This window comes from Faecalibacterium sp. BIOML-A4 (assembly GCF_009679665.1).
GTDB lineage: Bacteria > Bacillota > Clostridia > Oscillospirales > Ruminococcaceae > Faecalibacterium > Faecalibacterium taiwanense.
The window spans coordinates 81,908-104,359 of sequence record NZ_WKZG01000009.1 but is presented as its reverse complement, the minus strand read 5'-3'; the positions used below and the strand labels follow the sequence as shown (position 1 = coordinate 104,359).

15 protein-coding genes and 1 other annotated feature are annotated in these 22,452 nt (G+C 52.4%); of the genes, 8 read left to right on the top strand and 7 right to left on the bottom strand.

Annotated elements, in window-relative coordinates; genetic code table 11:
* Positions 1-3 precede the first annotated feature (3 nt).
* The 3 genes from GKG34_RS07970 to GKG34_RS07960 all read left to right on the top strand — a co-directional run bounded on the left by GKG34_RS07970 (position 4) and on the right by GKG34_RS07960 (position 3,901).
* Positions 4-1,098, top strand: coding sequence for a hypothetical protein (locus tag GKG34_RS07970; RefSeq protein ID WP_154255953.1), 1,095 nt, complete (start codon positions 4-6; stop codon positions 1,096-1,098).
* Between the two features lie 67 nt (positions 1,099-1,165).
* On the top strand, positions 1,166-2,716 hold the full coding sequence (locus GKG34_RS07965; protein WP_005945072.1) for an AAA family ATPase: 1,551 nt from the start codon (positions 1,166-1,168) through the stop codon (positions 2,714-2,716).
* A 6-nt stretch (positions 2,717-2,722) separates the two neighbouring features.
* The gene (locus GKG34_RS07960; protein ID WP_005945069.1) at positions 2,723-3,901 is read left to right on the top strand and encodes a hypothetical protein; all 1,179 of its coding nucleotides are present in this window, start codon (positions 2,723-2,725) and stop codon (positions 3,899-3,901) included.
* A 375-nt stretch (positions 3,902-4,276) separates the two neighbouring features.
* Here the strand turns inward: GKG34_RS07960 and GKG34_RS16060 are convergent, their stop codons facing one another.
* Complete coding sequence (locus GKG34_RS16060; protein WP_005945067.1) at positions 4,277-4,411, bottom strand: hypothetical protein; 135 nt, start codon at positions 4,409-4,411, stop codon at positions 4,277-4,279.
* A gap of 110 nt (positions 4,412-4,521) precedes the next feature.
* On the bottom strand, positions 4,522-5,403 hold the full coding sequence (locus GKG34_RS07955; protein ID WP_005945064.1) for a LysR family transcriptional regulator: 882 nt from the start codon (positions 5,401-5,403) through the stop codon (positions 4,522-4,524).
* Positions 5,404-5,569: 166 nt separating this feature from the next.
* On the opposite strand from GKG34_RS07955, the gene GKG34_RS07950 reads away from it, so the two are divergent.
* The 5 genes from GKG34_RS07950 (at position 5,570) to GKG34_RS07930 (ending at position 16,897) form a co-directional block, all read left to right on the top strand.
* The gene (locus tag GKG34_RS07950) at positions 5,570-7,585 is read left to right on the top strand and encodes an FAD-dependent oxidoreductase (protein ID WP_005945061.1); all 2,016 of its coding nucleotides are present in this window, start codon (positions 5,570-5,572) and stop codon (positions 7,583-7,585) included.
* A gap of 74 nt (positions 7,586-7,659) precedes the next feature.
* A complete protein-coding gene (locus tag GKG34_RS07945) occupies positions 7,660-7,929 on the top strand; it encodes a hypothetical protein (protein ID WP_154255952.1) in 270 nt (89 codons plus the stop codon).
* Between the two features lie 251 nt (positions 7,930-8,180).
* Positions 8,181-8,436, top strand: a binding site (T-box leader).
* A gap of 80 nt (positions 8,437-8,516) precedes the next feature.
* Positions 8,517-9,461, top strand: coding sequence for a bile acid:sodium symporter family protein (locus GKG34_RS07940; RefSeq protein ID WP_154255951.1), 945 nt, complete (start codon positions 8,517-8,519; stop codon positions 9,459-9,461).
* 230 nt (positions 9,462-9,691) lie between these two features.
* Complete coding sequence (locus GKG34_RS07935; RefSeq protein WP_173015236.1) at positions 9,692-13,522, top strand: hypothetical protein; 3,831 nt, start codon at positions 9,692-9,694, stop codon at positions 13,520-13,522.
* Positions 13,523-13,741: 219 nt separating this feature from the next.
* Entirely contained in the window at positions 13,742-16,897 is a 3,156-nt protein-coding gene (locus tag GKG34_RS07930; protein ID WP_154255949.1) for an S-layer family protein, read from the top strand.
* Between the two features lie 213 nt (positions 16,898-17,110).
* Here the strand turns inward: GKG34_RS07930 and GKG34_RS07920 are convergent, their stop codons facing one another.
* From GKG34_RS07920 to GKG34_RS07900, 5 genes are read right to left on the bottom strand one after another with little or no spacing between them, the layout of a single operon-like run.
* A complete protein-coding gene (locus GKG34_RS07920; RefSeq protein ID WP_154255947.1) occupies positions 17,111-18,943 on the bottom strand; it encodes an amylosucrase in 1,833 nt (610 codons plus the stop codon).
* Positions 18,944-18,946: 3 nt separating this feature from the next.
* Positions 18,947-19,879, bottom strand: a complete 933-nt coding sequence (locus GKG34_RS07915) for a carbohydrate kinase (protein ID WP_154255946.1) — start codon at positions 19,877-19,879, stop codon at positions 18,947-18,949.
* 43 nt (positions 19,880-19,922) lie between these two features.
* Positions 19,923-20,540 carry a hypothetical protein gene (locus tag GKG34_RS07910; protein WP_097781454.1) on the bottom strand — a complete coding sequence of 206 codons (618 nt, stop codon included), beginning with the start codon at positions 20,538-20,540 and terminating at the stop codon, positions 19,923-19,925.
* Complete coding sequence (locus GKG34_RS07905) at positions 20,527-21,177, bottom strand: DUF624 domain-containing protein (RefSeq protein ID WP_154255945.1); 651 nt, start codon at positions 21,175-21,177, stop codon at positions 20,527-20,529. Before GKG34_RS07905 ends, GKG34_RS07910 begins: the two co-directional genes overlap by 14 nt.
* A gap of 17 nt (positions 21,178-21,194) precedes the next feature.
* Positions 21,195-22,250, bottom strand: coding sequence for a LacI family DNA-binding transcriptional regulator (locus tag GKG34_RS07900; RefSeq protein WP_154255944.1), 1,056 nt, complete (start codon positions 22,248-22,250; stop codon positions 21,195-21,197).
* Between the last annotated feature and the right edge of the window lie 202 nt (positions 22,251-22,452).

Sequence of the window (22,452 nt, the reverse complement as noted above, 5' to 3'; positions counted from 1 at the left end):
GCAATGGGCGAAGCAATAGTCTATCATGTCATGCACATGGAAAAGTGCGTGGCACAGGTGAGCACGGCTGGTGAATGCAAGATTTACCTTGAAGATTTTATGCCATACGATTTGGTGCTGGAAGAATCGGATGACTTTGATGATCGAATCAACAATGTAACCAATTTTTATTATTGGTGTGCATCCCGTATGCTAACGCTGGATCGTACCTACGCGAAAGAGATTCTGAATAGTATCGGCGCATCTCAAAGCGTTACGGATCGGGAACGTGCACAGATTGCGCTTTCGTACCATTGCCTGTCACTGCTGGATGTGTTCTGGGTAAAAGGAGAAAAAGAGAATATCCTGTTTGAGGATATCAATCTCTACACACACTCTTTAAGCAATGCTCTTGTGGATATTGCACTGCGTGGGCATCAGATGACTGTGACAAATGCACATCTTTTAGCAAATGATTTGTCCACTGGTGGATGCTATCCTAAAGCGTGGGTGCGCAAGGATGATGGCTTCTATCTTTACAAAGATGGTGGACAAGATGCAGTCGAGCGTGAAGTGCTGGCAAGTAAAATCTGCCGATGCTTTGACTGCCATCAGGTTTTGTATGAGCAGGGAATGTTTGAAAACGAGCCTGTTTCCATCAGTAAGATTATGACCTCGCAGCGATATAGCCTAGTGACGTATGCAGCCTACGATGTCTACTGCACAAACCATGATTGGAACACGCTGGATAAGATTCTGGAACTGGATGCTCACGGATACTATATGATGAACATTCTGGATTATCTGGTGGGCAACACCGACCGCCATTGGGAAAACTGGGGTCTGTTGGTGGACAATGAGACGAATCAACCTATCCGTCTGCATGATTTGATGGATTTCAACCGAGCGTTCCGGCAGTATGACACATTGGATGGCGCAAACTGCCTGACCGTTGGAAAGCGGCATTTGAGCCAGAGAGAAGCGGCGGTGGAGGCTATACAAAAAATTGGAGTATGTCAAATTTATGATATAAATAAAAGTATATGGGATGGACAAAAGAAATATAAAAAAGAATTCAATTGTAGATTTTGTAAACTGAAAGAAACAATTGTAATTTAAGAAAAGATAAATTAGCAATATTTGAAATAATTTAAGGTTATAGAGTTGGCAGAGAAGGGAGTTCTCTATGAAATCTATTGGAATTAAGAATCTTCGCTCGTTAAAAAATGTTGAGCAGATTGAGATAAAACCGATTACAATTCTAGTTGGAAGAAATAGCTCCGGAAAGAGCACATTCTTGAGAATATTTCCACTTCTGAAGCAGACGCTAGAAGCTAAAACGGCTGAACCGATTTTATGGTATGGGAAATATGTGGACTTTGGGGATTACGATCAAAGTAAGACCCATAATGAAAAAGAAGATATTGAATTGACGTTTGGCCTTGAAATTCCGGATGTGTCGAAAATTAGCACGAAGTCGATAGTTTTTGTGGACGACAGAGATAAGAAAATGGAGGCAACCGCAACTTTTTCGTTAAAAAAACAAGTAGTGTCATCAATAAACGTAAGTATTAAGGATCAGAATTTTAGATTGAATTTTAATTCACTATCCGAGGTAGATTCAATCGAAGTTAATGGAAACACTTTTAATGAGCGCTACTTTACTAACTATAATAGGGGAGCGTTGCTACCAGAAATTGTTATGGTATCTGATAAAAATGATCAAATGGGAGTGTCTCTTTATAGATACTTTATTAACGAGGAGCTTTTGAATCAAATTGTTCAGTATTTAAAACGATACTCCAATTCGAATACGAAAGATAGAACGATTGCTGCAGGCATTCGTCCGGAGTTGTTTGGATCGCACAAAGAAGTATTAAAACATTTAACGAATACAACTGCTTTCCCAGAGGGAATGAGAAAAAATTTAAACAAGGCGAGTGTTGATGATGAAAATATAAAGAAAATAAATGATTTGATAGTTTTGGCATCTATTCCGACGATAATGTCGTTTGTATGTGGACAAATAACTTCAGAGTTTACAGGAGTGCGATATTCAAAACCGCTGAGATTAAATGCGGAGCGTTATCGAAGAATTCAAGGTTTATCGGTTAATGAGGTTGATCCGAGTGGAGAAAATCTTGAAATGGTTCTTAATAACTTAAGGGAAAAAGAACAAAAGGCGTTTTCACAATGGACAAAAAGTACTATTGGTTGTGAGTTTTCGACAGTACAAAAAGATGGGCATGTGTCCATCTTGGTGAAAGATAGCCGTACTAATATAAAAGAAAATCTGGTGGATACTGGTTTTGGATATTCACAGATTTTGCCAATATTATTAAGTGTATGGAAAGTTAATATGTCCGAGAATTCTTCGGTGAGGAGATTTCTTTATGGCTATATAGGAGGGCAGTCAGCAGACTACTATGAAGCGATTGAACAACCGGAATTGCATCTTCATCCTGCATTGCAGGCTAAATTAATTGATGTGTTTTCACAATTGGCATCGGAAGAAAACGGCGGCAAGATAAAATTTGTTTTGGAAACACACAGCGAAGCAATGATTAACCGTTTGGGATATTTAATTAATAAGAAAAAATTGCTACCAGAGATGGTTAATGTTGTTATTTTTGATAAAGATGATACAGGAAACACGAAGGTATCTCAGACAAAATTTAATGAAAAAGGGCAACTGGAAAAATGGCCGATTGGTTTCTTTGATCCAGATGAAGTGTGAGAAACTATGGTTGTTGAAATTACAGAGGATGTAGTGGAATATTTAGAGTCTCACAAAGAGGAGTTGAATGACCAAAGTGATATAATAGTAATGCTTGATGAGATTGCAAGACAGTGTTATGAACATCACCATGTGATTTATGCAGAAGTTGATGTCTTAGAGTATTTAAAAAATTGTGGAATACTTGAAAATCGCTCGAAAAGAGTCTTTTCAGCACTTTTTAGGAGAGCTTTTAAGTTAAAATCATATGTGGATGTAACAAGATATAGAATTGTGTACAGCACAGAGGTTGATTGTAATACACTAAAGGAAGAGGATGGTACAATTAAATTATATGTCCCTATTACAAGAAAATTTATGCTGGCACAATCAGAACTGATTTGCGAAAATTTGAGAGATTGCGAACTCTATACGGATCTTACTAGGGAAATAATCAGAGAGAAAAGTGCGAATATAAATCTTTCGATTCATGGAATCCATTGTGGTGGATCAGAAGCGGATACAACAATAAAAAATGAAGTTCTGACAGGAGAATGCAGACCGATAGCTTGTATTATGGATAGCGATAAGAAATGTGAAAACGATAAATATGGATCGTCTGCTCAAAAAGCTATTGGAATTTACGAAGAAAAGAAAGAGACATATCCAATAGAATTGCATGTTTTGGCTGTAAGAATGAAAGAAAATTTTTTCCCGCCAGAAGTACTAACATTAGAGACCAATATTGAGAATAAAGAATTTTTAACAGCCTTGATACAGTTTCAAGATGATTCTCGCTTTGAAGAGTTCTTTAAATTCTTTAACTTTAAGGATGGTGTGACGCTAAAAAGAAGCGAAAAAGTTTTGAATTTTAGAGCGGAGCTCGAAGCTATAGGCATTATATGGCCTAGTGAGGAACAAATAGTTAATGAACCTGATAAAATTTTAGTTCCGGGGATTGGAGCTAATGGTTTAGGAAATTTTCATAAAAGTGTGCTGAAGCATCAACTGGACGAAAGATATGAGAAAATGGTGCAGTTCCGTTGCAAAGAAGAGGATTGTGAAAAAGTACATCAAAAAGCAATCAAAGCACACTGCATACTACAGTATGTAAAAAAGCCATGGGAGGATGATTGGAAAGCCATAGAGCAACTTGTAATTGACTTTGGTATTGCATTCCCAGAAACAATGACTTTTGTTGGATGACGAGGCTTGATTTGTAGCAGATCTGTGGCAAATCGAGTCTATTTAACGAATCATCGTTCTAAAAAACGAAAAGTCATCATGCATCACACGCAGGGGGTCTGGGGTTCGAGTCCCTAATTCTCCACCATACAGTTCGTACTCGAACCCGATTCTTTATGAAAAAGGGTTCGGGTACGTTTTTTGTTTATCGGAAGTTTGCGTTTGCGACAGCAACAAACACCCCAGTGGGGTGTTTGAGCAACAGAATAGGCTACCAGGAAATCCCAAGTCGTATGACGTGGAATTTTTTGTTTCGATCAAGGACTCGAATGGTATCCACGTAAAAAATCCATAGCAAATGAGCCGGGAGCCTTCTGTAGATCAGAGGCTTCCGGCTCACTGCATATTCATGATAAAAGCAAAATTCCTGCCACCAGTACCATGTTGCAGGCAAAAAAACAGCGCGGGCAGTGCATCCACAAAGGCCGGCGAAAGAGTGAAATCGTCCGGGACAGGATCGTTTTGATTCATGTGATCGACCTTTGCATTTCTCCACGCAGCGCCGGAGAGACCTTTCTTGCTGAATTTCTGAAAAAAGAGCAGCGCTTTTGCGCAAGATCGTCAATGCATTCTGCAGCAGGTCACGGGTCAATATCCAGCTCACGCAGAAGCAGCCGGAGGGCGGGCGAGATGTTCTCGCGGTTCCACACGGCCCAAGCGGGAACGGTATCGTTTTCCAGCGGGATAAAGGTGAGGTTTTTGTTGGCGGGCAGCTGAGCCAGAACCGGCTCGGCAAGGATGGTATAGCCGCCGTAGAAAGCCAGCTGCAGCATCAACTTCTCCATGGAATACGCAAATTTGATGTTCTGCGGGTCGCTGCCGTGGCGGGTGAGGACTTGCGCAAACTGGTTCCACAGCTCCCGGTCCATGGCGGGTACATAATATTGTTCGCTGGCAAGCTGGCTGCGGTGCAGGGACGCATAGCTGGACAGGTGGCTCTGGCGGTTGAGCACTACGTACTGGCGCAGCTGGCCTACTTGAGCACGCAGCAGGGAGGAGGCATCCTCCAGCGGGACCAGCTCCAGCTGCAGGGCAAAGTCCAGCTTTTTCTGCTGCAGGCGTTTTTTCAGGGTGGGAAAATCCCCAAGATGAAAGTGCAGCGGAATGGCAGGGTGCTGCTCCTTGAACAGCAGCAGCTTTTCCAGAATGGGCAGATTTTCCATGCCGCTCATCATGCCGATCTCAAGCGGGGTGCTGCACTCGGCGGCAGCGGCGCGGGTGCGGCGGGCGGCATCCTCCGCAAGATCGGTGATGCGCACCGCATACTCGTAGAATACCTGCCCGGCACTGGTAAGCGCCACCGAGTGCCGTGTGCGCTGGAACAGCTCAGTTTCAAGTTCTTCTTCTAGCAGCTTGATCTGCTGGCTGACCGCCGTTTGGGAAACATAGTGCTGCTGTGCCGCTTTGGAAAAGCTCAAATTCTGTGCCACCGCAATAAAATAGCGAATCTGCTGCAGGGTCATGACCGGCTCCTTTTTCTCTTAAAAAATTGCTTATAACTTTTACTTCTGATTATAAGAAGAAAGCAATATTTTTCAAGTGCGAGATATTGTGATAGAATTAACAACCGAAAGGGGCACACGACCCCGCACATTGAGAAGAAAGAGAAAAACGAAAGGAACCACCAAGATGAAAAAGATCTCGCGCAAAAGCTTTCTGAAGCTGGCTTCTGCTGCTGCCATGAGCGGCATCACCGCCGGTGCACTGGCTGCCTGCAATGCTGCTTCCGGCAGCACGGCTGCATCTTCTGCCGCTGCAAAGTACACCCCGGGCACCTACACTGCCACAGCCAAGGGCATGAGCGATATCACCATGACCGCCACCTTCAGCGAGACGGCCATTACCGACATCCAGCTGGATCTGTCCGGTGAGACCGACTCCATCGGTCAGGCCGCAAAGGATGACCTGATCAAGCAGCTGCTGGAAGCTCAGAACAGCACCATCGACGGCGTGTCCGGTGCAACCATTACCAGCGATGCTGTGAAGCAGTGCATGAACGACTGCATCACACAGGCCATGGGCGGCACGGCAGTGTCTGCCCCGGAAGCTTCTGAGCAGGCTGCCAGCTGGCGCACCGCCCCGGAAGCCATCCCGGACAGTGAGATCACCAAGACCTACGATGTTGACGTTGCCATCATCGGTATGGGCTATGCCGGCCTGAGCTGCTACCGTGAGCTGGCCGAAGAGGGCAAGAACGTTCTGGTGCTGGAAGCCATGCCCCGCGAGAGCTGGTGGACGGTCGGCCACGATATCGGCCACATCAACTCGGACTACCTGCTGAGCCACGGTGTGCCCAAGGTGGACGAAGTGGAGTTTGTGAACAACTGGATGATGCAGACCCACGGCAAGGCAAACACCGCACTGGTGATGAAGTTTGCCAAGAACAGCGGCAGCACGGTGGACTGGTGGCTGGACAAGATCAACCCGGACACGCTGGCCAAGACCCGCATCCAGTTCTGGCCGGACAACGAGTACACCGTGCACCAGCTGAACAACGGCATGCACTACTACACCGGCACGCTGGAATGGTGGGAGAACTACTGGGAGAACCCCGCCAGCGGCGAGAAGAACAACAACACCGCCGGTCAGCTGGAGCTGAAGGACCTGAGCTGGGACAACTACAATTATGTGGAGGAGAATTTCTCTGACAATGCCACCGCTCTGTTTGGCACCAAGGGTGTGCAGCTGGTAATGGACGGTGCAAAGGTCACCGGCGTGATCGCACAGGACAGCGACGGCAATTACCTCAAGATCAACGCCAAGAACGGCGTTGTGCTGGCAGGCGGCGGCTTTGGCGGCAACAAGGAAATGATGGACGATCTGCTGCCGGACATCAAGCGTCTGTTCACCAAGGATGAGGACTTCTTTGCTCCCTTTGGCCGCGACGGCTCCACCATCCAGATGGGTGTGTGGGCAGGCGGCCGTCTGGAGGGCGACATCTCCACCATGAACTTCGACTCCATGGCCGTGCCCGACTATCTGCCCGGCCCCCTGTGGGTGGACGAGAATGGCCAGCGCTTCCAGAACGAAGCCTTTGCCGGCCCGGAGATCAACGGCTTCTTCATGGCACGTGCAAAGCGCGGCAATATCACCTCCATCTACGACAGCACCTATGAGACCCAGATCCTGCGCGGCTTCCCCGGCCATCAGGCATTCGAGTACGACATGCCCGCTGTGGTGGAAGCCATGAAGGGCAACTTTGAGGCCGCAAAGGCTGCTGGTGCCGAGGGCGCCAACGGCTGGTACTGCGCCGATACCATCGAACAGCTGGCTGAGTACATCGGTGTGGAGCCTGCAGCCCTTTCCGCTACTGTGGAGCAGTACAATAAGGTTTGCGCCGAGGGCTACGACAGCGACTTTGCCAAGGACCCGCACTTCCTGAATGCAGTTGCAAAGGCTCCCTTCTACGCCCATGTCACCACCCCGAGTCTGGGCTTTGCACTGGTGACCACCGGCGGCTTTGTGACCACCAATGACCAGCAGGTGCTGAACGAGGATTATCAGCCCATCGAGGGCCTGTACGCTTCCGGCAACACCTGCGGTATGCGCTTTGGTCCCGAGTATATCACCCCGATCCCCGGTGTGAGCATTGGTATGTGCCTGACGCTGGGCCGCGAACTGGGCAAATACCTGGCTGCAAAGTAAGCAGCTGCCTTCGTCAAAGCCTGATCGGCTGCAGTAAAGCCCCATAAGCAATAAAAGATCCCGTCCACTTCTGGGTGAACGGGATCTTTTTTGCGTATCAGACAGGAAAAAGCGGCTCAGAGGTCGTTTTTCTCCTGCCCCAGATTGTCGGATTCCAGGACGACACAAACTATGTTGCCATTGGCGGCGTAACGCCGGAGAACATCCCGGAGTTCCGCAAGGCGGGCTGCCTTGGCGTGGGCCTTGCCAGCAGCCTGATGCCGAAGGACAAGGCCGCCGCCCGCGACTGGGATGCCTGCGCGGAATACGTGCACATGCTGCTTACAAAAGCCAAAGGCGAATAAACCGCAGAAACAGCAAGACCGCTCACCCGAAAAGATGAGCGGTCTTTTGTTGTGTGATGGGATGGCATTGCGGCCTACTCTTTAGACCATGGCTTCGCGTCATCCTGCCGGAGCAGTCGGTGCCGATGCCGTTCTGCTTTGTCTGCTGCGTGAACCACTTTCACTCCTGAAATGAACTGCATGAAAAATCAGAAGGCCTCATTCTATTGACTTTGCCTTTGCAGGGGAGTATACTCCATGTCACCAAGAATATTACGGCTATGACGAGAAAAAGTACCCGGAAGGAATGCTGCAGAGAGCTGCCGGTTGGTGCAAGGCAGTGCAGGGCATCCGTGGGAAGATCCTCTCCGAGCTTTCCGGCTGAATGGACGGTGTGCGCCCCAGTAAGCAGGAACGGCAGGCCCCCGTTATCACGGGCCGCGCGTTGTTGGACGTGCACTGAGTGGTCAGCGTTGTGCTGGCAATAAGAGTGGTACCGCAGAGGATATTACACGCCTTTGTCTCTTACAGACCGTAGGGGACAAGGGCGTTTTATTTTGCGGATGCTTTTGTCCCAAAGCATGTCAGAAGGAAAAGGAGAAACAATTATGAAAACACTTGAAAAAGTAAGCGACTTTGTGGGCAAGTACATGGCCGCCATCGTTATTGTGGTGGCCGCGGGTGCCCTGTTCTTCCCCGGCCCGTTCAGCGTGGTAAAGACGGCGTGGGTCAATAACCTGCTGGGCATCGTGATGTTCGGCATGGGCCTTACCCTGAAGCCGGAGGACTTCAAGGTGGTGTTCAGCCGCCCGAAGGACGTGATTATCGGCTGCGTTGCACAGTTCACCCTCATGCCGTTTCTGGCATGGGCGCTCACGCAGGTGTTCCACCTGCCCACCGAGCTGGCCATTGGCGTGATCCTGGTTGGCACCTGCCCCGGCGGCACCTCTTCCAACGTGATGACCTATCTTTCCAAGGGCGACGTTGCACTGTCCGTTGGCATGACCGCTGTTTCCACCGTGCTGGCTCCTCTCCTCACTCCGCTGCTCACCCTGCTGTACGCTGGCCAGCGTGTTGACGTGAACCCCATGAGCATGTTCATGTCCATCGTCAAGGTGGTGCTGGTGCCCATCGCACTGGGCTTTGTGGTCAATCACTTCTTCCATAAGTTCACCGAGGAAGCCGTCCGTGTGCTGCCTCTGGTCTCCACTACCGCCATCGTGCTGATCATCTGCGCCGTGGTCTCCGCCAACAGCGCCAAGATCATGACCAGCGGTCTGCTGATCCTTGTGGTGGTCATCCTGCACAATGTGCTGGGCTACCTCACCGGCTTTGGCGTGGGCAAGCTGCTCAAGCTGGACTCCACCAAGTGCCGCGCGATCTCCATCGAGGTGGGCATGCAGAACTCCGGCCTTGCAACCAGTCTGGCCGCCGCACACTTTGCACAGTATCCGCTGGCTACCATTCCCGGCGCTGTGTTCTCCGTGTGGCATAACATTTCCGGTGCGATCCTCGCCAACTTCTTTGCCCGCACAGCAGAGAAGAAGGATTGATCTTTCATAATACAGCAAAGCCCCCGGCAGGCGCAAACCTGCCGGGGGCTTTGCTGTGCCTGCGGGCCGGGCAACTGCAACAGAACCGGCACAAATCATGCTTTTCACGCTGCTTTTAGGGCGATTCACGCAGGTTTGCTTCCAAAATCCGGTAAAGTGTGAAATAATCAAGATACTGTAATATATACCCCCCCCCCGTAAAAATGCGAGGGGAAAAAGGAGGCTGTACCATGAAACAAGGCAAACTTATCCGGCGTGCAGTATCGGCGGCGCTGGCCGGATGCATGATGTTCACCCTTTCCGCTCCGGCGCTGGCCGAAAGCACCGATGCGCTGATGCAGTTGAGCATGACTCGCCGCAGCGCCGTGAGCGTGCTGGACGCGGAGAACAGCGGAACGGATGCTAATGCGTCTGTTGCTACGAAGTATGGCATTACCATTGAAATCTATGGCAGAGGTGAGGTGGAAGTTGACAGCGATAATTGCAACAACATTCTTGGCTTCCTGAAGTATGATCCTGATAAGCAAAAGTTGACCCTGCTGAATCCGAGTGCCGACGCAGTCCATTATCTGACCATCGATGCACCGAACACGGACGTGGTGCTGGAATCCACAAATATGATTGTGAATTTTAATCTGTTGATCGAAAACGCTCGTTCCGTGAAAGTTTCCAGCAATTCTCTTTGGACACCGGTTGGAGAAAAAGTGTACATCTACTGTGCTTGCCCTGTTACCCTTGAGCACACGGGAGCAGGCGCAAATCATGGAGTTGCAAGTAGCGGAATTGAGTTTGCCGCTCCGGTAAGTGCGAGCGATTTTGTCTACTATACCAGCAATGCAGCGGATGCAACGCCGACGGATGCGGGCACTGGGAAGATTCCGGCCAGTACGGTAAATTACCTGCGCATTGTGCCGAAAGTTTCCTATACGATTACGGCAGACGATGCCACCATCACCGTGGATGGTAAGGCAGTGACCTCGGCCTTTGCGGGCGAAGAGGTCACCGTGACCGCAGCAGGCAGAGAAAACGCTGAGTTTACCGGCTGGACTGACCTGGACAGTGTGCTGACGTCTGACCAGCTGAAAGCAAAAGAAGTCACCTTTACCATGCCGGACAAGAGCGTGACTCTGATCCCGAATTACAAGCAGTACTACACCATCAACTCCAACGATACTGCTGTTATCATCAAGGTGGATGGCACGGAAGCTGAAAAGGCATTTCCGGGGCAGACGATCAGAGCTTGGGCACCGAACAAGGACGGCTGGGAGTTTGAAAAATGGAACGCGACCGGCGTTGATCTGGGCAATTGGGTCAACAAGGACTGGATCACCTTCAAGATGCCGGAAAGCAATGTTACCTTGAACCCGCAGTATGCAAAGCTCCATGCAATTGAAGTGGTAAATGGTACGGCAGATATCACCTCGGCAAAAGAGGGTACGAAAGTTATCGTTACTGCGAATCATCGTCCGGGCTATGTGTTCGACCGCTGGGTGATTCTCGAGGGCGAAGCGGAGCTGGAAGACGAAAAGAACAAGACTGCGACTGTTACCGTGAAGAACACGAACGTGAAGGTGAAGGCCGTTTACAAGGAACTCCACGGCATCTCCATTGAAGGCGGCTCCTTTACCGTCAATGGCGACACCGCAGAGACAGCCAAAATGGGCGACGCCATCGTTGCAACGGCAGACTCTGCCCCTGCAGGCCAGAAGTTCAGCCACTGGGAAGTGACCGGTGTGGACGGCCTGACGGAGGAGCAGCTGAAGAACGTGCCCCTTGAGTTTACGATGCCCAGAGGGGAAGTGACCCTGAAGGCTGTGTTCAAGACTCTGCACAAGATCGACGTGAAGTTCAGCACTGCAGACAAGGACACCGCCATTGAGGGCGAGACCGTTAAGATCACGGCAGAGAGCCGCCCGGGCTATGTGTTCGACCGCTGGGAAGTGAACAACGGCGATGTTGCTGTGGCTAAAAAGAATGAGGAAGAGACCACCTTTGTCATGCCGGATAAGCCTGTGACCGCCGTCGCAAAGTATAAGAAGCTGCTGGGCATCACGGTGAACAGCGGCAAGGCTTATGTGGAAGATGCCGTGACCGATGCAGCCCTGAAGGGTAAACCTGTTGTCATCAAGGCCGACAAGATCAAAGGCAAGCTCTTTGACCACTGGGAGATCGTGTCTAAAAACGTGATCCTGGATGATCGGCGCGAACCTGAGACGAAGTTCATCATGCCGGAGACCGCTGTGGAAATCACGGCCGAATACAACGATCTGCATGCCATCACCGTGAACAACGGCACTGCCAATGTTGAAGAAGCTGTCATCGGCGACACTGTTAAGATCAAGGCAGAGAGCCGCGAGGGCTATGTGTTCGACCACTGGGAAGTGAGCTACGGCGATGTTGCTGTGGCTAACAAGAATGCGAAAGAGACCACCTTTACCATGCCCGACAGCATGGTCGTGCTGACTGCAAAATATAAGAAGCTGCAGTCCATCACGCTGGAAAACGGCAAGGCCTATGCAGGCGGTGAGGAGATCACCACTGCGAAGAAGGGCACCGAAGTCGCCATCATGGCAGACGATCTTGACGGCAAGGTCTTCGACCGTTGGGAAATCGTCTCCGGCAATGTGACGCTGGAAAATGCAAACAAGGCCAAAACCACCTTTACCATGCCGGCCGAGTCCATCTCGCTGAAGGCTGTGTACAACACCATCCACAGCATCCATACCACATTCTGCACCGCAGACCCGGCCAGCGCTATCGTGGGCACGGAGATCACCGTTACTGCTGACGAACGCCCGGGCTACGTGTTTGACCGCTGGGAAGCCTCCGACGGCGTGGAGCTGACCGAGGACGGAAAGTTCACCATGCCCGATCATGATGTGACCATCGAGGCAAAGTATAAGCAGTACCACAGCATCGAAGTGTCCAAGGGCGTGGCCACGGACGCAGAGGGCAACCCCATTTCCAGCGCATTGGAAGGCACCGAGATCTGGATCGAGATCGACCGCGAACAGCGCAACCCGGACGAGTTCGAGTTCAAGCACTGGGAGAGTGGCCCGGAAGATCTGGAAATTGCCAACCGCAAGGCAGAGCGCACCAGCTTCACCATGCCGGACGAGGATGTGACCGTGGAAGCAAAGTTCCTGCACCTGCGTGAGATCACCGTCCATGACGGCACCACTTATGTGGAAGGCGAAGAGGGCGGCATCGCAAAGGCCGGCCAGACCGTTACCGTCAAGGCGGATGAGATCCCCGGCCTGAAGTTCGACCACTGGACGGTGGATCCCGAGAATGTTACGCTGACCACTGTGGACGAAGCAACCGGCGAAGCAACCTTTGTAATGGTGAACGAGCCTGTGGAGCTGACCGCCCACTACAAGGCAATGGTCACCGTGTTCAGCGTCCCGGCCAAGTTCAGTGAGGACACCGGCGAAGAGTCTGTGACCGAATGGGCAGATGTCGGTGAGATGGCAAACATCACCGCAGAAATCGACGAAGCAATCTTCCCCGGTATGGTGTTCGACTACTGGGAGATCGTGACCCCGGCAGACCTCAAGGCCGAGAACATCGAGAGCCAGACCATCGAGTTTAAAGTACCGAAGAGTGAAGTGAAGCTCGTGGCTCACTGGAAGAGCGACGCGCTCAACCCCAGTACTGACCCGGATGCTTCGTTGGACCCCGATTTCGACGTTGACCCCGTGGACGACGGCTCCGGCGCAGCTGGTGCGATCGTGGCCGGTGCAGCACTGGGCGGTGCAGCCGTCTGGGGCGGCTACGAGATCGCCACCCGCGTGATTCTGAACGGCCTCCTGCCCGAGGGCGCAGCCATCCCCGCAAACCGCGGCCAGCTGGCACTGCTCATCTGGACTGAGAAGGGCAAGCCCGAACCCGCCGCACAGCCCGCCTTTGCAGACATCACCGATGCCGAGCAGGCCAAGGCCGCTCAGTGGTGCGTGGAGCAGGGCGCCATGGATGCCAAGGGCGACTGCTTTGAACCCGAAGGCTGGACCCCGAAGTTCAAGGTGATCGAAGTGTGGAATAAGGCGTTCCCCAAGCAGTAAAACAGCAAACAGCCCCCCGGCAGACGAAGACCTGCCGGGGGGCTTTGCTGTGCCTGCGGGCCGGACAACTGCAACAGAACCGGCACAAATCATGCTTTTCACGCTGCTTTTAGGGCGATTCACGCAGGTTTGCTTCCAAAATCCGGTAAAGTGTGAGATAATCAAAGTACCGTAATGCATACCCCCCCCCGTAATAATTTCTGCAAAGGAGGAACCCCTATGAAACGAAATGTTTTGGCCCGGCGGGCGGCTTCGGCTGCGCTGGCGGCATGCATGATGTTCAGCCTTTCTGCTCCGGCTCTGGCCGCAAGCACCGATGCCCTGCTCCAGCAGAGCACCGCCGCCAAAAGCGCGGTGAGCGTGCTGGACGAAGAGAACGGTACGGAGGTAGAACCTGCGTATCAGATGAATCTCAAGAACGGCAGCATCAGAGTCTATATTGGGGAGGATGACAAACAGTATGTCCAGCAGGGCAATAATGAAGCCCAGCAAAGGGGCAATCTGTCTATCACAACGGACGGCAGCCAGACGCACAATACCATTACCATCAAAGGCGGCACCATGGGTGCAAAAGTCACACTGTCTAATGTCAATATCGAGACTACTTCCGATGCGGCAGTCTCGGTCAGCGGCAATGTGGAGCTAGTTATTGCAGGCAAGAATATCCTGCAAAGCGGCACGGACCACGCCGGTGTGGAAAAGGCCGACGACGACGGGACCCTGACCATCAGCGGCTCCGGTACGCTAGAAGCTTACGGCGGTAACTGGGGTGCAGGCATTGGCAGTGGTTCCGAGAAAGGCTGCAGCAATATTGTGATCGAAAGCGGCACCATCACCGCCAAGGGCGGTGTCTTGGGTGCAGGCATTGGCGGAGGTCAACACGCAGCGGGTCAAAATATTACGATTCGTGATGGTAATGTAACGGCGATACCCGGCAGCGAAGCAGCTGGTATTGGCGGCGGCTGTCGAGGTGACGGTAGGAACATTACCATTGAGGGCGGCACTGTATATTCTCGATCCGGCGGCGGACGCGGCCCTGCTGCGGCAATCGGCGGCGGACGATGGCCTGGCAAAGGCGAAAACATCAAGATCACCGGCGGCAATGTTACGCTGCAAATTGTAGATGACGATGGCATTTATATCGGCAATGGTCAAGAGGAAGCTGAAATTGACACCAGCAAGCTGCTTGGCACGATCACCAAACTGGACAAGGACGGCAATCAGGTTGACGAAATTGTACAGTATTTCAACATCAAAATCAATAATACGCCTGTTACCAGAAAGAACTACACAGACATCCTTGGAAACGACATCCTCTACTATGACATTGAGGAAAAGACCCTGAAGCTGAAGGATGGAAAATCCTTTGAAGGCGCCCTGACCATCACGGCACCGGAGGATGTTTCCATTGATCTGAAAGCGGATGCACCCAACGTTGTGAACGGTAACCTGACCGTAGACGGCGCAAAGGATGTGAAAGTGACCAAGCTAGGTGGCAGTGCGGCTGCAGCAATTGAAGGCAAGGCGGAGATCACCTGTTCCGGTGATGTGATCCTCAAAAGTTTTGGCGGTTCGCATGGTGACGGCCGAAACCTGATAGGGAATGGCCTTACCGTGCATCGGGCAAATACGGTCACGACCGAAGGCGGCATTGGCGGCGAAACGATTATTGACTGTACTGGCGATATAAAGCTTGGTAATGAGTGGGGCACGACGGTTTCAAAGCTGATGGTGAACAGTGCAAACAATGTGACGATGACGTCCGGCAGTTGGTATTGTTTGATCGATCAGGGCGCAGTGATCAAATGCAGCGGTACGGTAATAATTAGCGGTATGAGCCCAATCAAAGGTGATGTGACGATAGATGCAGGAAAAGATGTTTCTCTTGAGTATGAGTACAATGACAAGGTGATTAATATCAAGGCAGCTGGCAAGGTGGAACTGAACAGTGACAGTTACCGTAACCTTGGCAAAGTGAGCTTCACTCAGGCGAAGAAAAAACCCTATGTCTATTTCACGGACCAATCTTCGGAGTACAAGGACTCCCGCATTACCCCGATTCCTGAGACAATAGAAAGCAACTACCTGCGCATTGAGCCGAGGGAGACTTACAGCATTACCGTGAAAAACGGCACCGCTCAGGTCGTTGGTGACACTGATGGAAAACTGACTACCGCCTTTGCAGGCGAAAAGGTCACGGTGAGCGGTGAGAACAAAAACCCGAGTGTTACAAAGTTCGGCGGCTGGAAAGTGATCAGCCCGGAAGGCTTTGAACTGACCGAAGCGCAGAAAAATACCGAAAAAACTATGACCTTCACCATGCCGGCCAGCCCGGTGGAGCTGAAAGCTTCTTATAGCTTCCCGGCACCTGTATTAGATATGCAGGTCACAGTGAAGGGCGGCACGATCCGCGTCGGAGAGGGCGAAAGCCAGACGGGCACGGTGTTCGTACAGCCGGGCCAGACCGTCACGATCGAAGCCGATGAGCCTGCCAAGGAGAATGAGTCGTTCCATCACTGGAAGGTGGAAAAAGATTCCAGCAAGAATATTGGCATAATTGAGGGTAGTCTGGGCTCCGAAACGGAAAAGGGCACGGAAAAGATCGTCTTTACCATGCCGCAGGACGGCGTGAAGCTGACCGCCGTTTACAGCATCCCCGCTTCCGTGCTGAGGAGTACTGTTACTGTTACGGGCGGCACGGCAAAGTCCACTCTGGGCGAGGGCAGCGATATCCCCGCAGAGATCGGCACCACGGTGGAGATCACAGCTACCCCGTATGATGCCGAGAAATACCCCGGCATGGAGTTCGTGGAATGGGAGATCAAGTACCCCGATAGCTTCTACCAGAACTTCCCCGATGGCATTCCGGAAAATCTGCAGCTCAAGCTGAACAATGCCAAGAGCGCGGCCACGACGTTTGAGATGCCCGTTTACCCGGTCAAACTGATCGCCCACTGGTCGGCCAGCGCGGTGACCGACCCGGACGAACCTATTGATGAAGACTTCGGCGTAGAACCTGCACCCATGGATACCACAGGTGGCACCATTGCCGCCGTGGCCGTTGGTGGTGCAGCCATCTGGGGCGGCTACGAGATCGCCACCCGCGTGATCCTGCACAACCTCCTGCCCGAGGGCGCAGCCATCCCGGCAAACCGCGGCCAGCTGGCACTGCTCATCTGGACTGAGAAGGGCAAGCCCGAACCCGCCGCACAGCCCGCCTTTGCAGACATCACCGATGCCGAGCAGGCCAAGGCCGCTCAGTGGTGCGTGGAGCAGGGTCTGCTGGATGCACGGGAAGGCAAGTTTGAATCGGACGGCTGGATGCCCAAGTTCAAGACCATTGAGATCTGGAACAAGGCGTTCCCCAAAAAGTAACCTCTGAGCGCTTCCTCCGTAAAGCCTCAGAATGACAGATCCCCCCGATACCGGATACCCGGTATCGGGGGGATTTTTTTGCGCAGGCACGCGTGGCATTGGCGGTGGCAATCATCTCCGACATTTCAATGATCCAGTGACCTTGCAGTTTGCGCGAAACAAAAATACTCCGGCAACTTTCCAACCAAGAGAAAGTTACCGGAGTATTCCGCTTTACTTATTTGTTTTTACCAGCAATGCCTGATACGGCTCCAGTTCCACATCCGCCAGCCAGACGGAAGTGCCCTCCGGGGTGTGATACTCGCCGCCCAGAGCGTCCAGACTGGCCCCTGCCGGGTACTCGGTAAAGTTGAACAGTCCCACCAGCGTTTCCTCGCCGCGCTTGCGCACCAGCGCCAGCACACCGGGGTTGTGGCTGTCCCAAGTTGTTACCCACGCATCCGGGGCAAAGCAGGGGTCTGCCCGCATTTGGCGCAGCTGCTCCATGCCCTGCCACAACTTGTTTTGCAGCGTGCCCTTCCGGGTGCGCTGCTTTGCGTCCTCCCAGTTGAATTTGCTGCGGTGCAGATTGCGGCTGTCCTCCACACGGTCGGGGTCGTTTTTATAATCCCAGCCATTGAGTTGTGCGATCTCATCGCCGCAGTTCAGCATGGGGAAGCCCTGCAAAAACGCCATAGCAGTGTGCAGCAGCAGGTCACGTTTCACGGCGTAGTCCAGTGCGGTTTTATCGTCCTTTTCCAGTGCCTGTTCGATACCGCACAGGCTGGCGGTGGTGCCGCAGCTTCGGGCATCGCCGGTGGCAGGGTCGTAGTTGTACAGCTCGCCCTTTGCCCAGCTGCCGGGGAAATTGCCCTCGTAGAAGTGATACAGATATTCTTTGTGCTTTTGCGGGTCAATGCCAAGCCGTTTCTCCACCGCCTCGTCCAGACCCCAGCCGATATCATCGTGGCAGCGCAGATAGTTCACGAACCAGCAGTTGTCCGGCAGGGCGTGGAGGGCATCCAGCTGCGCCTTCAGCAGCCGGGTATCCCGGCTGGCAAGGGCACCCCACAGGTTGACCATGGTGGACACGTTGTAGAGCATGTGGCATTCCGGTTTTTCCGGGGTGCCGAAATAGGCGGCCAGCTCCTTGGGAGCCATGACCACCTCACCCTTGAGGATGACAGCCGGGCAGACGCATTCCAGCACCATGCGGAGCATCCGCACGATGGTGTGCACCTGCGGCAGATTGCGGCAGGTGGTGCCCAGCTGCTTCCAGATGTAGGGCACTGCATCAATGCGGAACACCTCTACGCCCAGATTTGCCAGATGCAGAATGCTCTTGGTCATGTCCACGAACACCGCCGGGTTTGCGTAGTTCAGATCCCACTGATAATCGTGGAAGGTGGTCAGCACCCATTTGTGCATTTCCTCGCACCATGTAAAGTTGCCGGGCGCGGTGTTGGGGAACACCTGCGGCACGGTCTGCTCGTACTGGTCGGGGATGGTGCGGTCCTCGTAGAGATGGTAATAGGCCTGAAACCACGGGTCGCCCGCCTTTGCCGCCATGGCCCAGCGGTGGGTGCTGGCGGTGTGGTTCATGACAAAATCCAGACACAGGCTGATGCCGGCTTTCCGCAGCTCCCGGGTCAGGTTTTCCAGATCTTTGTTGGTGCCAAGGGCCGGGTCTACGGTGTCGAAATCCTCCACTGCATAGCCGCCATCGTTGTGGGGGTGGGGCATCTGCAGCAGGGGCATCAGGTGCAGATAGGTCAGCTTCTGCTCCTTGAGGTAGGGCAGCTTCTTTGCCAGTTCTTTCAGGTTTCCGGCAAAGAGGTCGGTGTACATGGTCATGCCGAACATATTGCCACGCTTGTACCAGTCCGGGTCGGCAGAGCGTGCCTTGTCCAGTGCTTTCAGCTCGGCGCTGCGGGCGTTGTAGGCTTCTGCCATCTCCCGCTCCAGAACTTCCAGCCCTTCCCGGTTGTGGTACAGTTCCATGAACAGCCATTCCAGTTCGTCCTTGTGCTTGGCAAACCGGGACTCAAATTCCTGTTTTGCTGCCATGGTTCAGCCCTCCACTTCTGCAAGGGTGGGCATGGCGGGGATAGCGCCGTGGCGGCTGGTGGTGATGCTGGCGGCCTTGTTGGCAAAGGCCAGAATGCTTTCCAGCTTGTCCACCGTCAGGGTGTCCAGCTCCTCCTTGCAGAGCTTGGACAGGGCAGCCCCAAAGAAGGTATCGCCTGCGCCGTTGGTGTCGCCTACCTTGCAGGGGACACCTGCCACATGGCCGGTTTTCTCCCCAAAGCGGTAGAATACGCCGTTTGCACCCAAGGTGACGAAAATCAGCCGGATGCCGTTCTGTGCCAGTTGTGCCGTGCCGCTTTCGCAGTCGGTGGTGCCGGTGAGCAGGGGCAACTCCTCATCGGACACCTTCAGGATATCCACCAGCGGCAGGGGAGCTTTCATCTGAGCAATGGCATCCTCTTTGTTCTTCCAGAGGTTTGCACGGTAGTTGGGGTCGTAGGTGATGGTAGCACCCAGCTTTTTGGCGCGGGCGGCGGCATCCAGCGTAGCGGTACGGGAGGGGTCAGCGGTCAGGCTGACCGAGCCGAAGTGGACGATTTTGGCAGCCTTCAGAGCCTCGTCCGAAATGTCCTCCTTGCACAGCATCACGTCAGCGTTGGCGCTGCGGTAGAAGCTGAAATCCCGCTCGCCGGTGGCATCCACCGACACGACTGCCATGGTGGTGGGGTGGTCTGCATCCACCGCCATGCCGGAAACGTCTACCTTGTTTTCTGCCAGAACCTCTTTCAGGTAGCGGCCAAAAGCATCCGCACCCACCTTGCCGATAAAGGCAGTCTGTGCGCCCAGTCTGGAAGCAGCCACCGCCAGATTGGCCGGTGCACCGCCGGGGTTTGCGGCAAACTGGGGGATGCCGCGCGCATCCTTGCCGGTCTGGGTCAGGTCGATCAAAACTTCACCAATCGTTAAAATGTCCATGCGTTTTCTCCTTATTTTTATCCTATAAGCTAAAACCCAACGGTCACCGCTGGAACAGATAATGAATGTAAGCGGCTGCACGCTCCGGGTGCGGTGCATTCTGCACTACCCCAAGATAGACCCTGCCAGAAAAACCTGCCTGCCTGACAAACGGCGTGTCCGAAATATCCAGCACGGTCCCACCGGCGTTCAGACCCGACAGTGCATGGAAAGACGCATCCAGTGTCCGCAGATCGAGAAAATAATCATCTGCCAACAGTCGATCCCGTGCATATTCGTCCATCAGAACAACATCTAACCGCTGGGCACTGACTGCACCCAGCAGCTTCATCTCCGAAGCATATACATACTGCTCCTCTGCGCGTTCGCTTTCGCTGAGCAGCAAGCCGGACAGCAGATCGACCTGTTGCTTTTTGGTCAGACCCTGCGCCTCGGCAAAGCCGGTGGTAAGCTGTTCCGTCAGATCAGACCCGGCAGTGATATTTACCAGACCAAGGTAAAGCACATCCTCTTTTTTCGTCACATGACGGTAGGCTGCATACCCGAGGATATAGACGACGATGAGCACGATCGCAATGGGCAGCTTGTAATATGCCCAGATGTGCTCCCACTTTTTGCGCCCATGGAGGGAGCGGAGCGTATCCCGGTCAGTTTTTGTCATGGTCGTATTCCTCGTGTACTGCATCAGGGTCTCCACCGATCTGATAGAGGATCCGAAGCATCAGAAAGGAGCAGAGCATGGCGCACAAGCCCATGCCCAGCAGGAATGCAGGCGTGAACACAAACACTATGACGTACCCCATGATGCCATAGATCGCCGCCATCAGCAGGGTGCAAAACAGATACCGGACACCCACGAGAAACGCTGTTTTCAGGATGCCGAAGGTGGTGTTTTCAAACCGTGCCAGCAGAGGAAAGGCATACAGCAGAACGATGCCGTACAGAATTGCCGCACCAATAAGCACTGCAGTGAGCAGCGTCCAGAAAATGTTTTCGCTCCACATTCGGCGCAACACAAAGCCATCCGCAGCCAGGAAACTGCCGACTGCCAGCAGGATCAGCCAGAGTTTTGTGGCAGGCTTAAAATTTTCCCGGAACGCCTTAAAAAACATCCGGGTCAGACCATCGTCCCGATCTTCCGCCATTTTGAGCGTGACGTAGAACAATGCGGTCGTAGAAGCTCCTATGGTAACGATGGGCAGGCTGCACACGAGCCATAAGATGTTCAGATAAGCACTGTAAGTCAATTTCGTCAGCACAGCAAACAGCGGCTTGTCCGTATTGCACAGGTCACGCATGGGGGTTCTCCTTTCGCTCAATCTCCTGTGGATTCGCGCAGGATCAGGTTGGTTTCCGTATAGACGGTGCGATAGTTCAGCGATGGCTCTTCGATGCGGGTCATAAGCAGATTGGCAGCGGTGTAGCCCATGATCTGTCCATGGATATGGATCGAAGTCAGACGGGGGGCAAAGTAGGAAGCCTCCTGACTGTCATCGAAGCCGCAGACCCAGATATCATCGGGAACCGAATACCCCAGCTCATTCAATGCCTTGACCAGATCCATGGCAACAAAGTCATTGGCGCAGACAAAGGCATCCGGCATCGTTTTGAACCGACGTATGGTTTCGTACAGGGATACCGGATAGTTCTGCTGTCCAGATGGCATCGCACAGGTGCTCAGGCCTTCTGTCAGACCAAAGTACTCCACTGCATCCTTATAAGCCATATAACGCTCAAAAAAGGACTGACAGTGGTTTTTATCCCCCGCAAAGCTGATGCGTTTTTTGCCGCGCTGGACCATGTGAGCCACCGCATTCTGGACCTCAATGCGGTTTTCCATATAAAGGCGGTCGGCTTTAAGGGGAGGACGCATATCCATCACAGGGGTGTCTACAAACAGCAGCGGAACATCCAGATCGCACAGCATCTGTGCGTAGTCATAGTCGAATACTTCAATGCAGATGATGCCGGCTGTACGCTGGATGTTGAGAGAAGATGGATGCTTTTTCTCTTTCAGCTCTATGGGAGAAATGCGATGAATGGTCGTACAGCTATGCAGATGCTCGATTTCCGACTGGAAACGATCCAGCATCATGGAGGAAAAGTGAGAGCTGCTCAGAAACTGGGTCGTCAGCATGGCGATCTCCCGTTTGTCACTCGGCAGAATGGAATGCTCTGCTGCTTTTGCAGTGTCTTCCTGAAACAGCGGCAGATAGGCAAACTGCTTATAGCCCATTTCGGCGGCTTTGCGCAGGATCTTCTCCCGTGTGGCATCTGCCAGCACACCGGTGTTGTTGATGGCCTTTGAAACTGTGTTGCGGGAAAGCTGCAGTTCGTTTGCAATATCCTGAATGGTGACTTTGGTTGCCATAAGTCATCCTCTTTCTTTATAAATAGGAGCGGGTGTTCTTTCTTTTATAGATAAAGTCCGGTGACGGATCTTATTCTTTGCGACTCCAGTATAGTGCAAATGCACAAATTAGTCAAATGCAAAAATGCAAATCATCATTTTGCATATTTGCGCACTTTTGGATTTGTGCATCTGTACAAATCCACAATAATTTTTGATGTAT